Origin of the sequence: Actinomyces oricola, from assembly GCF_004104015.1 — a bacterium.
GTDB lineage: Bacteria > Actinomycetota > Actinomycetes > Actinomycetales > Actinomycetaceae > Actinomyces > Actinomyces oricola.
This window is the reverse complement of the sequence record NZ_RYFV01000002.1, coordinates 1-13,965: the sequence shown is the minus strand read 5'-3', so window position 1 is coordinate 13,965 and position 13,965 is coordinate 1. Positions and strand designations below refer to the sequence as shown.

Below are 13,965 nucleotides of genomic sequence, written 5' to 3'. Positions count from 1 at the left end.
CTCAACGAGAGGCCGACGGCGCCGCCGCGCTGAAGTCACGTCATGACAGGCAGGGCCTCCCCGAGAACATCCAACTCCCCGACGCCCAATGAGCGCTCGCGAGTGCGCGAGCCGTCGCTGAGATGGAATGCAAACGTGATGACAGCCCTGGCGCCATGCGCGGCCAGCCAGGTGCGGGCGGAGAGATCATCCGCGGACCGAGCTCGGATCAGCTGATCCGAAACCAGGAGCGCCCGCCACCGCTCGAGGGAGTGCGGTCCCACGAAGACCGGCAGCACCATGGCCCCGGGGTAGAATGTGCCGACGGGCGTGGCGGCGGCCGTAACAGACGCGCCCTCAACCCGATGGATGACCGGGAATGATGCGATCCCCCACAAGGCGCACCAGGCAAGAGCGCTGTCGGTCCACCGGGGCGTCGTCAAGCCCGTCGGCGTTCGGGATTCCTTGGACCGCTTCCCCTTGTAGGCCTCGTCAATGCGATGTCGACCGTCCAGGCCTTTGTGAACCCCATCAACGTCACGCGCGGCAACATGCTTGGCAAGGTGCCGCAGTCGATTCTGTACGAAGTCTGCTCCGCTGTTTCGTGCTGCCATCTCCCAGCGACTGGCGCCCTCATCCGGCACGGGGTCCTTATCGCTGAGCCGCCAATAGGCGGGTTCCCCGAGAGCTCCAATGAACTCGAGCCCTTCCCCGAAATCCGATCCGTCCCCCTCCCGGTCGATGCCGCAGTGTCGTGCCTCCTGTAGGGCCCTCCACCGCTCGATCACCTGATCCTGCGATGGCGCGACTTTGTTCACCTTCGCATGCGGTGATTTGATTCGAGGACTGAAAACCGCGCTGTCCTCATTCCACGGCGGGCCGTCCAGATCGGCTTGAACCCAACTGCCCTCCCGCGTGCACGCCTCGGCGTGCCGGTGGACGGCGTCGGCGATCATCTTGTCGTCGAGTCCGGCGGCGGTGACAACCATGCGTGGTTCTTCCTCGTCCGTCCAGCCCAGGCGGACGCGTTGCGCCCCATCGGCCTCCAGGATGAGTGCCAGCCCCAATCCGGCGAAGCTCGTCAAAGCGCTCGTGATGCTCCCAGCCAGGATCATCCCGATCACTTCCCTTCCGCAGAGATGGTGCAATCGGCGGCGCGCAGAAGCGCCTCCACATAGGCGGTTCCCCACGGCCCGAAGGACCTGTCGGTGCGAGCGATGAGCGACTCCCACTCGCCCTCGCCTACGAGCTCCCCGAGCGCCTCCAGGCACGCAGGGCCGGCCGTGACGGGGTCGTGATTGAAGGTGGGCCTGCCCCTGCCGTGGCTGGTTCCCACGAGCCGGGTCACCAGATCGCGTTCCGGAGCGTCGGTTCCCTCCCTGCCGGTCTGCTCCCAGTAGGCGGCGGCCGAAGCCAACTCGTGGCGCCACCCCGGTGGCAGCCCGGCATCGGCCCATGCCCGCTGAACCGACCGGGGTGGCCTACCCCCGCTCTTGGCCAGGACCTCGTCTCCTTCACGCCGTCCCAGCATCGCCTGGAAGCGCTCATCGGCCTTGCCGACGTCGTGCCAGCGCCCCGCCTCGGCCAGGGCGCGGGTCGGCGCCGGCGCAAGGCCGAGCCCGCTGGCCAGCACCTCCGCCCGCCCCGAGACGGCCGCATTGTGGTCCGCCAGAAGCACGCGGCGACTGCGCGACCAGGCAGAGCGGGTATCGGATTCGTCATCGACGACTTCCCCGCTGCGCACCACAAGCCATGCCGGTGGTGTAGCGGCGTCCGGATCCCACCCGGGAGACCACTCCAGGCTCTGATCGGGGAATTCGCGCTCCAGCTCGTCGATCTCCATATCGGACAAACGCCCCAGCTCGTCAGGGTCGGTGACGATGGCGGCGATGCCCTCGAGATCCTGCGCCGGCACCGGAGCACCCGTATCCGCGCCGTCGGATGTGACAACCCCCTCGGTGAGCAGCGGCGTGGAGGCGTCGAGCACGAGCACATCACCGGGGCGCAGCGCCCACCCGACGTCGATCTCGACGTCGTCCTCGGCCCGGGCCGACTGCCCCAGGGGCAACGCCTCCCCGTCCCGCCACAGCACGGCCTGCTCCAGCGGGGCGTCGGCAGCCTGCGCCAGCTGCTTCATCATGGCGCGCGCTGTGGTGATCGTGGGGAAGACCTCGCTCTCCTGCGGCAGGACGGCCCGCAGGAGCGTCTCACAGGCCGTGGCGTCGGGCAGGGCCGCCAGATCCCGCAGCACCACGCCGACCGTCCCGACCTCCGGTTCCAGGTCGTCCCTGAGCCACAGGTCGAGCTCGGGTTCGATGACCAGGTCCATGGACGTCTTGGCCCACAGGGCGGCGTTCCACGGCTCGGGCCGCTGCCACAGGAATCTGCGGGGTTGCTCCGGCGACGGCGGGTCCTCGCTGACGGCCAGCGGGGATAGATCGCCGTCGTCGGCGCGGGCCAGCGCCCAATCCCGGCCCTCGGTCAGATCGGCGGCCTGGTAGGGGAGTGCGTTCTTGGTCAACTCCGTCTCGGGTGGCGGGCCGACGACGATGACGCTCCCCCACTGCCGATCACCCAGGCGATTGACGCGGCCCGCCCGCTGAGCCAGGGCGCTGCCGGAGGCCAGTTCGGTGACCATGGCCGCAAGATCGAGATCCACACCGACCTCGATGGTCTGGGTGGCCACGAGCACGTCAACACGCCCCGAACCGGAAACGTCGAACAGGCCCGGATCCTCCCGCTTGAGCCGCTCAAGATCCCACGGGCGCATGCGCCCCACCCACAGGCGGCACTCCAGCCCATGCTTGTCGCGCAGCTTCTTGACCACCTGGGTGGCGGACTCGACCCGGTTGAGGACGCAGCCCACGGTGCGCGGCGCGTGGGTGCCGTCGGCCGCGTCGGGCACGAGTTCGCGCGCCTCCTCGACGGCGCTCACCACCTGCTCGACGACGACATCCCGATACTTCGCCGTCATCGTGCCGTTCGCGGGCCAGTGATCGGTCGGTGCGTACACGGCGGTCTTGGCCGCCTGCACCCGGTGGGCCAGACGCGGGTCGCGGGCGAGATCCCCGCGCTCAACACCAATGGTCGCATCGGAGGTTTGCGACGGCGTCGCCGTCATCTCCACGACCTGCAGGCCGGGCACGCCGAGCCGACCGGCACTGGCCGTACTCAACTGGCCGACGCGCCGCGCCGTGAGAAGGACCTGACGGTTGAGGTGCGCCTCGTCGAGGACGACGGCGGCATCGAGGGCGAGCAGCCCGGCCAGCCGCGGTCGCGCGAAACGACTGGCACCGTAGGAGCGGAACAGGAGACTGGATGCCCACATGGCCGGGGTCATGCACAGGACGGCGCAGGCCTCCGGCGCGTTGAGCCACGCCCGGTCCGTGGCCGCGGCGCCCCGCATGGTTGTCACGACGAGCGGAGCCCGGTCGAGTGCCTCAGGTGGTCGCAGGCTTACGAGCGCATCGCGCACCCGCCCGAGGACACCGTGGTCACCGTCGGGCGCCTGGGCCAACTCATCGCGGAGCCGGGCGGCCCTGTCCGCGTGGGCGTCGGTGAGGGCCCGACGGTTGACGACCACGGCCAGTCGGCGCGGAACGCGGGCGCCCGCTCCCAGGGCCGCCAGCGCGCAGGCGAAGACGTGCGCTTCGACGACGCTCGACTTGCCGGCCCCGGTGGGTGCGGCGATCTGCTCGGGCCATCGGCCTGTGGAGATGACATGGTCAAGTAGTTTCTCCTGCCAGGCAAAGGGCCTGACCCCGGGCCCGTGGAGGGCCTCGAAGAACTCTGCGAAATCCTCACGGCTCAACACGGCGGCTCCTCAGCGTCTCCTGCACCAATTCGGTGGGCAGGTCTGCGGGAACGAGCAGCCCACCGCCCAGGTGGCGGCTCTGGCCGACGGCGGCGAGTGCCGAGTCCGGCAGCAGCTCCCCGGCGCGGATGAGGGCGTGATAGGGCTGGGCGACCATTCCCTGCGGCATCTTGTGGGCGTAGGCGGGGGGCCGCTTCGTCACGTGCTCGTACCACATGACTGAGGCGCCCAGGGCGCGCACCTGCTGAACGAGGTTCCGGTAGCCCTGCGGGCCCTTGCCGACCGGCTCCAGGGCGCCGCGCCACACGAAGCCCAGGGACAGCAGGATCGCATCCTCGAAGGTCCACTGGCCGCGCTGACGCACTACCTCGGGAACGGCGACCGGGGTCGGTGACCAGAGCCGAGTCGTGCCCGAGGCTGGTGCCGCCCAGAAATCACCGGCCCGGTACACCTCACCCAAGGGGCGCAATCGGGCCTTGCCCCAGCGCGACCTCACGTGCGGCATCCCGATCAGGCCCCGGCGCACCACCTCGGCCTCTGCTGCGCTGATGTCGGCGGGGAGCATGACGAGGAACGCCCCGCGCGCCCCACCGGCATCCCGGCCAATGCGCGAGCGGGCGAGCACCGATGCGGGGACGTACTGGATGGCAAGGCGATTGGCGGGGAGTTTGAGTCCCTCGGGGTAGCGGCCGGTGACGACGGCGGGGGCGCCATACCCGATCCGGGAGATGAGCGCCTTGTGGAAGCCGACGCACCAGTCGAGGCGCCGAAGGGCGGAGAATTCCTGCCCGGAACCGTCGTCGGCGAGGAGGACGAGGACCTCGTTCCAGGGTGAGCCGAAACCGTCCGCGGCCTCCCGCCCGTCGTCGAATCCCGCAGCAACGTATCGGACGGTGCGCAGGCATTCGGTCGAGGTGGGGAAGACGACGACCGATTCGCTCGCCTTCGGCTTGTCTGCGCTCGCCGTCGGCCATTTGGTGGGCCGGGTCTTGGCGTGCAGGTCGGCGAGAACCTTCGCCCGTCCCAGGGCGGGCACCGGCAGCCGCAGCCCACCGGGGGTGAAGGCCGTGGCCTGCTCGTCGATGCGCCAGGTCGGCTCTACCCCGGTGTCCACCTCGAAGACGGCGACGCTGTCCGCCTCGCCGAGGTGGGGGATATCGGCGCACAGGCCGGTGAGGGTCTCTTGGACCGCGGTGGGCATCTCATCCCAGATCCAGGCGAAGCCGCCGGCGACGGCCACGCCGTCGGAGATCGGCTTCGATTTCTTCTTTATCTCCTTCTTCTTCGTCGACTGGTTCGTCTCCACAACCCCGGTGTCGCAGTAGGCGACGCGCATCCTGTGGGAGGTGCGGACGGCCATGGTGGGAGGTATCCTCAGGCCGCTGGGCGGGTGCTCCTCCAGCCACCTCAGGGCCGCCTCAGCCTCATGGGAGGGCGCACCCTCGGGTGTGGCCGTGGTTCCAGTGCAGGCGGCGCTGACCAGTGCGGAGAAGAGCCGGGCGGGCGAGGGCCAGGGGTCGGGTGCGCCATCGTCACCATGACCGTGGTAGACGCCGAGCGGGAAGCGCGCTGTGATCGCAACCGGGCCCATCACTCGTCCTGTGCGTCATCGACCGCTGCGGCGAGGATCGCCGGGTTGCCCTCGACCACGAGGGCTGAGCCGTCCCAGGTCAAGTCCGCCTCGCGCTCCGCATGCTCGATCGCCGCGGTGAGGAGGCCCTGGGCCTGGTCCACGCTCAAGGGGTCGAGGGTCTCCTTCTGCCCGTAGCGTTTGTCCAGGGTCACCACGGTGGGACCCGCCTCGACCAGGTCGCAGTTGGCGCGCAGCAACAGTTCGGCGTCGGAGCGGGCCAGGCCGTTGAGGGCGAGGGCGGCCAGGACCGCGCGGCAGGCGACGTCGCCCTCAGGGTTGTCGCAGTCGAAGCGCAGCGCCCGCAGGGCCGAGAAGCTCAGCACATGGGAGCGGATGATCGCCTGACAGGCCACGCCGCCCAGCTGTTTCAGGGCCGGTGGGATGCCGCCGAGACCAAGGATTGAAAGCTGCTTCTTCTCCTTCACTGCATTGTTATAGGTGCCTTTGGACAGCTCATTCTTCTGGGCGTCTGCGATCGCCTTGCGGTCCTTGTCGGTGATCTCGAGCTTCATTCCAAGTGGGTCGATGCGGGCCCCGCCCCGCTTGGATTGGTGAGCACTGGGGTTCCCGTCCTGGTCCGCGAGGATGCCAATGATCTCGCCGACGAGGATGGAGCGGTAGCGCCCCTGATGGCTCTTGCGGCTGGCGTCCCAGCCGCCCAGCAGCAGCGTCATGGGACTGCGCTCCAGGAGTGCGCGCGCATGGGAGAACGTGGCGTCGCGCAGCAACCGGTAGTCCGGATCGGCGGTCGCAGGCTGGCCGTTGATCGTCCCGGCACGGATCTGACCGTCGAAGGCCCGGTGGGGCAACTCGATGTCGCTGAACACCGGACCGTCCGAGAAGCGGAGCTCAATGCACGGCAACCGTGACAGGACCGGGTCGCCGCCCGCGATCGCCGCCGCCACGGCGGCCTCGATCCGGTTGTTCTGGGACTGCTTGGAGTCGAGGAGGACGGCATCCACCGCCCGCCCCTCCCAGAAGCGCCGCTCGTAGGCGAAGACGCTCTTGTCGCCTTCTTTGAACTTCGCCGGCGCGACCGAGGCGTGCGGCCCCGCCGCGGGCTCCAAGGGGGTCACGGAGGTCAGGACGCTCGCCCCTCCCGGTCGGCACGCTGCGAGTAGGTCTTCAAGGGCAGGGACAGTCACAGTGCACTCCTCACTGAACGGGTGATGCGCGGGTCTTCACGGCGCGCGTAGACATCATTGTCCTCTTCGGGGTTGAGTGTTCCCTGAATGGCGTCACAGTTCGACAACACCGCCAATCAGAGGTAAACGGCAACCGACCTGCCTGCGCAGATGAGGGCGCGGATGTTCCGGGTTCTGCGGCAACGGATGACGACGTGGTCGCCGCGAGTGACGATCGCCGCCGGCTCAGGACGAGCGACGGAGCTTGCGCGCAGCGAGACGACCCATCTCCGCAATAAGCAGGACGGCGAGGATCCACCGCGCATACCGCCAGAGATCATAGGGAAGGAACGAGAAGCTCAGTGCTGCCAGGATCACCCACAGCAGCAGATTCCTTTCGGGGCGCCGAATGAATTCACCCCAACTTCTCCTGTTGGATTCACGAATCGTGTTCATGGGTTCTCCCTCCATTTTCCATTACGGAATGTGGGGAGCGGGGCGATGCTCGCTCCGGCCTCTCCTCCCTTGAGCCTACTCGCGGCCCCGCACCCGCGGAATAGGTCTACCCCCGGGGTGCTCGACGGCGGTGCCACCGGCCGCCGCCGAGCCCGGCCTCTCACCGGCGAGGAGGACGAGGCGGACCTCGGTCCGACGTGGGCCCGTCACTCCTCGCTGGTGAGCCGTCCGCCACGACGCGGCGCCTCAGCCCTCGGAGGCCACGGTCCACCGGATGGAGCGGTGGGCGTCAGACTCGGCCTCGTCGACGATGGCCACGGCCATGTCCTCGGCCGACACCTTGGGCCCGGCCGGGGAGTCGGTGGCCTGCGCGTAGCGCCCGGTTCGCTTGCCGGGTTCGATCAGTGGCGCCGGGGCGATGACGGACCAGGCGAAGGCGGGCCCCGCCTCCCGGTAGAACTCGAGGATTCGGGTGTAGGCGTTTGCTTCGGCGAGGTACTCCGCGGGGAATCCGGGCGCGTCCTTGAGGAGCAGACCCGAGCCCGGCTCGGTTTCCAGAGCCCCGGCACCGGCGACGACCACGAGCCGGCCCACCGGCTCGCCAGTCAAGGACTCCACCAGTGCCCGGTGCTCATCAATCGTGGGCTGGACCGGACCGCCGCTGCGATCCGGGGAGGTGGCGATGACGACGACGTCGTGGTCCGCCAGCAGCTGACGCACCCCTGGCACGTCGGACAGGGGTACGGCGACGTTCACGGCGGCGCCCTCGATGGGGCGCCCCGAGCGACTTGCGCTGGTGACGTCGTGTCCGCGTGAGGATGCCTCGGCGACGACGCGTGATCCGATCATCCCGGTACCACCGATGACTGCGATCTTCATGTTTCCTCCGGTTTGGTGAGAGAAGCGCGTGGGCTGTGAGTGCCCCCTGATCCATGGGGACGATGTCCTTGCTGTCCTTGCTCAGGGGGTGCACTTACGCTATCCTCTAGATATCAGATACCTCAAAGATACTAAAGGATGGATGTGACGGTCTTCACGAATACTTCTCGTCGGGCGGCGGACACGGCGCGAAGCGAGGCGAGCGAGGCGCTTGTTGACTTCGACGTCATGTCACCGCAGTGCCCTTCGCGTTCCGTTTTACGTCATGTCGTGGACCGCTGGACGCCTCTGGTGGTCTCCGCCCTGGCCGATGGGCCGCTGCGCTTCACCGAGTTGCGCCGTCGAGTCGGCGGGGTCACGCCCAAGGTGCTCACGCAGACGCTGCGCTCCATGGAGCGCGACGGTCTGGTGACTCGCACTCAAACCGGGGGTGTGCCCCCGCGCGTGGACTATGAGCTCACCGAGCTGGGGATCACCATCAGTGAACCGATCGCCGCGTTGCGCCGCTGGGCGCAGGACAACGCCCGCGAAGTCCTGGCCGCCCGCACGGCCTACGACGCCGACCACGAAGCCCACCAGGATTCGCAGGGTGTCAGCGGACAGGAGAATGCGTGATGCGCAGTTCTCCAGCACTGCTGAATTCGGTGACCTACCGCCGCGACCTGGATCGTGCACTGCAATGGGCGATTGAGGATGCCGGACGGTACCTGTCGGCGGATCTCACTGATCGTCTGGTCCCGCGGGGGCAGGTCGAGGCCGATCGGGAACTGCTCGCCGCCCTGCTGACCCTGCGGGATCCCGGTCCGGTGCCCACCGCGGCCGCACGAGCAATTGACGCGCTTCTGACGGCCGAGGTCCGGGAGCGGGGCGTTGTCGAGGCTGAGGATCTTCCTCGCATCGCGGACAGTGGCCCGTTGGCCCATGTGGCCCTGTGGCAGGGGGACATCACTCGTCTGCGCATCGGCGGAGTCGTCAACGCCGCCAACAGCGCCATGCTGGGGTGCCGCACCCCGGGGCATTCCTGTATCGACAATGCGATCCATGCCGCCTCCGGGCCCGAGCTGCGCAATGCCTGCGCCGAACACATGCGACGTCGGCGCACACCGGAGCCCACGGGAACCGCCACCATCACGCCGGCCTTCAACCTGCCAGCAGCAGCGGTCATCCACACTGTTGGACCGATCGTCACCGGGCGACAGCCCACGGCTGAGGACGCTCGTCTTCTCGCCTCCTGCTACCGCGCGTGCTTGGACGCAGCCGAACGCGCCGGGCTCGACAGCATCGCCCTGTGCTCCGTCTCGACTGGCGTCTTCGGTTACCCGATCGAGCAGGCGGCCGCGGTGGCACTCAACGCCGTGACGCAGTGGCTGGGCGGACCAGACGGTCGCGGCATGTTCATCGTTTTCGACACCTTCTCGCCACGAGACACCGAGGTGTATCGCGAGCTGCTCACCAGCGCCCGGGCACAACGATCCAAGGAGACGATATGAGACCCACCTGGCCCGAGGACCTCGTGTCCGCAGATGCCACCTCGATCAGTGAGGCGCGCGCCCTCCTGGTGGGAGCGGAGCACATCCTTGTGGCAACGGGCTCGGGCATGAGCGCCGCCGCCGGATACGACTACGGCGACGAGGCGTACTTCGCCCGGGTTCACCCCGAACTGCACGCCATGGGCGCCCGCAACTGTCTCCAGTTCATCACTACAGAACTCCCCCAACAGGTTCTGTGGACCTTCTGGAGAAACTACGTTTGGGATATCCGACTGCATCCCCACCCCGACCCCAATCCCCTGTACTCGCGGCTTCGCGAGATGATCGCCGACCGCGATTACGCCGTCCTGACCAGCAACGTCGATGAGCTCCTGGCCCGGAACGGCTTCAGCGTCGATGCCTACGCCAAACCCCAGGGCGACTACGCCTTCTACCAGTGCACGAAGCCCTGCGTACGACGGGTCTGGGACGTCGCCCCGGTTGTCGAGCGCCTCAGAGACGACGCTGCGACCCATCCAGGGCTGTCCCGGCCCGAGGTGCTGCCGACCTGCCCCAACTGCGGCGGACCAACCTTCCTCAATGTGCGGGCGGACTCCTCCTTCATCGACGAGCACTTGCGACCTGGCATTGCAGAGGCCAACAACTGGCTGTCTGCTCTGCCGCAGGACGGCCAGGGCGTGGTAGTCCTCGAGATCGGCGCCGGTTTCAACACCCCCAGTGTTGTGCGCTGGCCCGTTGAGCACATCGTGCGCTCCCTGCCGGAGTCCCAGCTGGTGCGAGTGAACATCGCCCACCCCGGTGTTCCACAGGATCTAGCGGGACGCAGCGCCTCGGTGTCGGACGCGGAGACGCTCCTGGAAGGAGCTGCCGGCTGAGCCACCGTTGAGACGGATAACTCGCCCGCTGTCTGTGGGCCAGCCGCGGCGAGGATCGGCCAAGGCGTCAATAACAGTTGACGGGGGTGGCTTGGTGTCGACATCAGTGACGGCATCCCCCATGCATCCAGGGTTCGAGGGAGTCGAGGACGCCGGAGAGCCGGACGCGCACGATTCTCGTCGTCTACCGGGTCGCCGCTGTGACGGGCGGCGTCACGCCGGGTCGGGGTCCGCAGCGATCCCCATGGCCCGGCCGCGAACCCAGTAGGCCTGGTGCTGGATGGCGCGTCGCGCCAGGCCCGCATTCATTAGATGGCGCCGCACGGTGCGCGTGAGCGCGCTCTCCAGGGCCACCCAGGCCCAGGTCGTCGATGCCAGGGACTCCAAAGCGCGGTCGATGGCCTCCAGGTGCTGAGACTGCGGGGCCCATGGGTCCACGAGGGTCCAGCCGTGGTCGCGCTCGGCGCGCGGGAGGCTGCCCCCGGGCTCGGCCAGCATGACGACTTCTGCGCGGCAGGAGGCCGGGGCGGCCTTCACGGCGTCGGTGATCGCCGGCGCGGAGGCGGGATCGCCGACCAGGAGCATGCGATCGCTTGGGGACGGGGACCGGTAGCGCGTGCCGCCCAGGACGTGGATGGCCACGGCGTCGCCCGGGCGGGCGCGACGCGCCCACCGGGAGGCAGGCCCCTCCGGTTCGTGATGCGCCACTAGGATCTGCGCGCAGGCCCGCCCGGTGTCCATGCGGGTCAGGGTGTAGGCGCGCTGGTACTCCCGCCCGCCCTCGGGGATCCACATCCGCACCCAGGTTGTGGGCGGCAAAGGACTGGCCTGCGGTCCCAGGAGGCCGGGGCAGTGGACGGTCAGCACGGTGTACGGATCCTGCTCACCGACCTCGGTGATCGTCAGACGGTACTCGGGAGCGCGCAGGGCCTTGAGTACCGCTCCCTGAACTCCGCGCGACATTGCCGTCCCCCTCACTCCGGGCACCCCGGCACCAACGCTACTAAGGCTGACCTTAGCTTCTGGATGGTGGAGGCGATAGGCGGGTGAGCGGATCCGGCAGCGCTTTGCGCGGCTTACCCCTGAGCAGTGCGTACGGGGCCAGGGGGTAATGGGTCGGCCTACCACTCGGCGACGCGTGCCAAGCGCCTGACCGGGCTGACGGCGACGGCTACCAGGGTGGCGAGCGCCCCGAGGAGCAGCGCAACCAGCAGGCACAGGCGCAGGCCGCCGACCTCGAGAAGGACGCCGGCGGTCACCGGCACGGCCGCCGAGATCACGGCGATGATCAGGCCCACCAGTGCCAGGGCGCGCCCCTGCCCCGCCTTGGGCACCACATGCTGCACGTAGCCGAAGGCGCAGCCATTCATGGTTGCGGCGGGCAGACCGATCAGCGCCATTGTCACCACCTGAACCGCACGCCCGGAGTGGACCAGTGCGGGCACAACAACCACGGTGCACAGCAGCGAGCCCACCACAATGATCCAGCCCGCCCGAACCCGCCGGATGATCCAGGAGGCCGGCAGCGCCCCCACGAGTACTCCCGCCGCCATGACGGTATTGAGCAGGCCTACCGCGGCGGTAGACGCGCCCGCTATCCGCAGGGCCATCTGCATACCGTCGACCAGGAGCAGGACCTGGACGTTCAGCAGTACTGCGGAACCGAGCAGTGCCAGCGAAATCGGCTGCAACAGGACCCGCAGCAGGAGCTCCCAGGTCACCGGTGTTTGCGGCGCCCGCGGCGCATCGCCATGGTCCCCATCTCCAGAAAGCGGGTGCAGATCGGTTCTCACGCGGCTGATGCCGGCGGCCTGACCGAGCGCACCGATAACCGAGGCGACGAACGGCGCCCGCGACCCCAGCGCGAGCAGAATCCCGGAGATCGGCTGCCCAACAATGTTGACGACGCCGTCGCGCCCCCGGTTGACGGCCAGCGCACCCGGCAGCCGTTCACCGGAGACGACGCTGGGCAGAGCCGCATCCGACGCCGTGCCGAATACTCCCGTAATCAGCCCCGCCAGTGCCCCGCATACCATGAGAACGCCCAGTCCCGCGTGGCCGGTCGCGCACATGACGGCGACGGCCGTGTAAAGAACGGCTCGCAGCACCCCGGAGGCGATAATGGCACCGCGCCGGTCGACGCGGTCCATTGCCATGCCCCCGGGGACGGAGAGCGCCGCTGCCGCGCCCCCGGCGACCGTGGACACCAGCCCCGCCTGCGCCGTCGACCCGGTGACGTCCAAGGCCACCATCATGAACGCGAAGGTGCCAATGACCGACCCCAACTGCCAGGAGGTGTCGGCGCACAACCAAGCCAGATAATCGGCGCGCCCTGAACCATCATCCTCAGCACCATCGTCCTCATTGTCCTCAGCGTCAGCCGAACTCATGGCCTTTTCTCCACAACATACTCAACGCACTCATATCCTTTAATATGGCCGGCTTTAAACAAGATCGTTGTCGGGGGGTGTTGTTGGTAGGTGTTCGAAGTCGTAGTCGAAGGTGCGGCTGTTGATGTAGTCAAGGAACGCGTCGTATGTTTGTTCGGGGGTGTCGCGCTGGATGTTGGCGATGCTTCCTTTGGCCGTGTTCCAGACGTGCTCGGTCGGGTTGTGGTCCGGCGCGTATGGCGGTAGGTAGATCGGGGTGATTCTCTCTAATGCTTCGCCGGGCTCGTACAGGCTGGTGAGGGCTTTGGCGTGGTGGAATCTGGCGTTATCCAGGACGACAGCGATCTTATCGTTATCTGTTTCACGTGCCAGGCGGGCCATCGCCAGGATGATCTGCTCGGTGTTCTGGTTTCCCTCGATGGGATAGACCTTCATCTTCTTGGTGGTCAGGCTCAGGGCACCGAAGAACGAGCATGAAGAACGGTTCCGGTCCACATAGATCCTGGTTCTTTTGCCCTTGGGCAGCCACATGCGGCGGGTCTCGGCCTCATGCTCGACACGGACCTCGTCTATGGTGTAGACCTCCCAGCCGCCGGCCATGAGATCAGCGACTTCCTGGCGGATCTGCGCCATGCGCTGGGTGATGGCCTTCTCATCGCGGCGCTTGTCGAAGGGGTCGGGCAGCTTGAAGCTCATGCCGACGAAGCGCAGGAGCAACTGGTAGGAGGAGTCCGACTCATACTCCACACCGAACCTCGCCTTCACCACATCGCGTAGGGCGGGCACGTCCCAGAAGTCAGCCCTGATGCCGGACTGCGATGGTGGCAGGCTCAGCACTTCCTTGAGCTGTTCTTTTTGGGTGCGGGTGAGTTTCGCGGCGTTCTGATTGCCGGCATGACCGGTCACCACCGAATGCAGCCTGGTGCGCCGCCACTCCGAGAACCATTCCTTCACGGTTCTTTCGGTTCGGTCGACCATTTCAGCGATGATGTCCGTATCAACGCCGCGGGACGCGTAGAGGATCGCTTCGGCTTTCAATCTGACCAGGATCAGCGTGTCGTTGCGCTTCTTCCACCTCAAAAGGACATCGCGTTCTTCCGGTGTCACATCAACCTGCATGCACCCATTCTATACCGCGCCCACACTAATCTCCACCTAAGAACGCACTGGAATACGGTTTTGTTTAAAGCCGGCCATAGAGGGTTATTCATGGGGTGTTGTAGGTGAATATGAGGGCTAGTACTGCGGTGATTGTTGTGTTGAATGTGTTCAGGGGTCTTCGGTAGTCGTTGTGGAGGATTCTCCAAGTCTTGATATTGGCGATG

At 67.4% G+C, this 13,965-nt stretch carries 12 protein-coding genes; 3 read left to right on the top strand and 9 right to left on the bottom strand.

Going from position 1 to position 13,965, the window contains the following annotated elements; genetic code table 11:
- Positions 1 to 35: 35 nt before the first annotated feature.
- From EUC46_RS01560 to EUC46_RS01535, 6 genes are all read right to left on the bottom strand, one after another.
- Complete coding sequence (locus EUC46_RS01560; protein ID WP_128772447.1) at positions 36 to 1,064, bottom strand: hypothetical protein; 1,029 nt, start codon at positions 1,062 to 1,064, stop codon at positions 36 to 38.
- Between the two features lie 35 nt (positions 1,065 to 1,099).
- Positions 1,100 to 3,793 carry a type I-G CRISPR-associated helicase/endonuclease Cas3g gene (gene cas3g / locus EUC46_RS01555; RefSeq protein ID WP_128772446.1) on the bottom strand — a complete coding sequence of 898 codons (2,694 nt, stop codon included), beginning with the start codon at positions 3,791 to 3,793 and terminating at the stop codon, positions 1,100 to 1,102.
- On the bottom strand, positions 3,780 to 5,384 hold the full coding sequence (gene csb2, locus EUC46_RS01550) for a type I-G CRISPR-associated protein Csb2 (RefSeq protein ID WP_128772445.1): 1,605 nt from the start codon (positions 5,382 to 5,384) through the stop codon (positions 3,780 to 3,782). The genes cas3g and csb2 overlap by 14 nt, the downstream gene beginning before the upstream one ends.
- Entirely contained in the window at positions 5,384 to 6,571 is a 1,188-nt protein-coding gene (gene cas7g / locus EUC46_RS01545) for a type I-G CRISPR-associated RAMP protein Csb1/Cas7g (protein WP_128772444.1), read from the bottom strand. The genes csb2 and cas7g overlap by 1 nt, the downstream gene beginning before the upstream one ends.
- A 225-nt stretch (positions 6,572 to 6,796) precedes the next feature.
- Positions 6,797 to 7,006: a hypothetical protein gene (locus tag EUC46_RS01540; RefSeq protein WP_128772443.1), complete on the bottom strand. Its 210-nt coding sequence runs from the start codon at positions 7,004 to 7,006 to the stop codon at positions 6,797 to 6,799.
- 246 nt (positions 7,007 to 7,252) lie between these two features.
- Positions 7,253 to 7,885, bottom strand: a complete 633-nt coding sequence (locus tag EUC46_RS01535) for an NAD(P)-dependent oxidoreductase (protein ID WP_128772442.1) — start codon at positions 7,883 to 7,885, stop codon at positions 7,253 to 7,255.
- A gap of 144 nt (positions 7,886 to 8,029) precedes the next feature.
- On the opposite strand from EUC46_RS01535, the gene EUC46_RS01530 reads away from it, so the two are divergent.
- From EUC46_RS01530 to EUC46_RS01520, 3 genes are read left to right on the top strand one after another with little or no spacing between them, the layout of a single operon-like run.
- The gene (locus EUC46_RS01530) at positions 8,030 to 8,500 is read left to right on the top strand and encodes a winged helix-turn-helix transcriptional regulator (RefSeq protein WP_241655334.1); all 471 of its coding nucleotides are present in this window, start codon (positions 8,030 to 8,032) and stop codon (positions 8,498 to 8,500) included.
- Entirely contained in the window at positions 8,500 to 9,375 is an 876-nt protein-coding gene (locus EUC46_RS01525; protein WP_128772440.1) for a macro domain-containing protein, read from the top strand. The genes EUC46_RS01530 and EUC46_RS01525 overlap by 1 nt, the downstream gene beginning before the upstream one ends.
- The gene (locus tag EUC46_RS01520) at positions 9,372 to 10,250 is read left to right on the top strand and encodes an SIR2 family NAD-dependent protein deacylase (RefSeq protein ID WP_128772439.1); all 879 of its coding nucleotides are present in this window, start codon (positions 9,372 to 9,374) and stop codon (positions 10,248 to 10,250) included. Before EUC46_RS01525 ends, EUC46_RS01520 begins: the two co-directional genes overlap by 4 nt.
- Positions 10,251 to 10,463: 213 nt before the next feature.
- On the opposite strand, the gene EUC46_RS01515 is transcribed toward EUC46_RS01520, so the two are convergent.
- The 3 genes from EUC46_RS01515 to EUC46_RS01505 form a co-directional block, all read right to left on the bottom strand.
- Positions 10,464 to 11,213 (bottom strand): siderophore-interacting protein, encoded by a 750-nt coding sequence (locus tag EUC46_RS01515; protein ID WP_128772438.1) that lies wholly within the window; start codon positions 11,211 to 11,213, stop codon positions 10,464 to 10,466.
- A 158-nt stretch (positions 11,214 to 11,371) separates the two neighbouring features.
- A complete protein-coding gene (locus tag EUC46_RS01510) occupies positions 11,372 to 12,640 on the bottom strand; it encodes an MFS transporter (protein ID WP_128772437.1) in 1,269 nt (422 codons plus the stop codon).
- 54 nt (positions 12,641 to 12,694) lie between these two features.
- Positions 12,695 to 13,759 carry an IS630 family transposase gene (locus tag EUC46_RS01505; RefSeq protein ID WP_128772436.1) on the bottom strand — a complete coding sequence of 355 codons (1,065 nt, stop codon included), beginning with the start codon at positions 13,757 to 13,759 and terminating at the stop codon, positions 12,695 to 12,697.
- Positions 13,760 to 13,965: the final 206 nt, after the last annotated feature.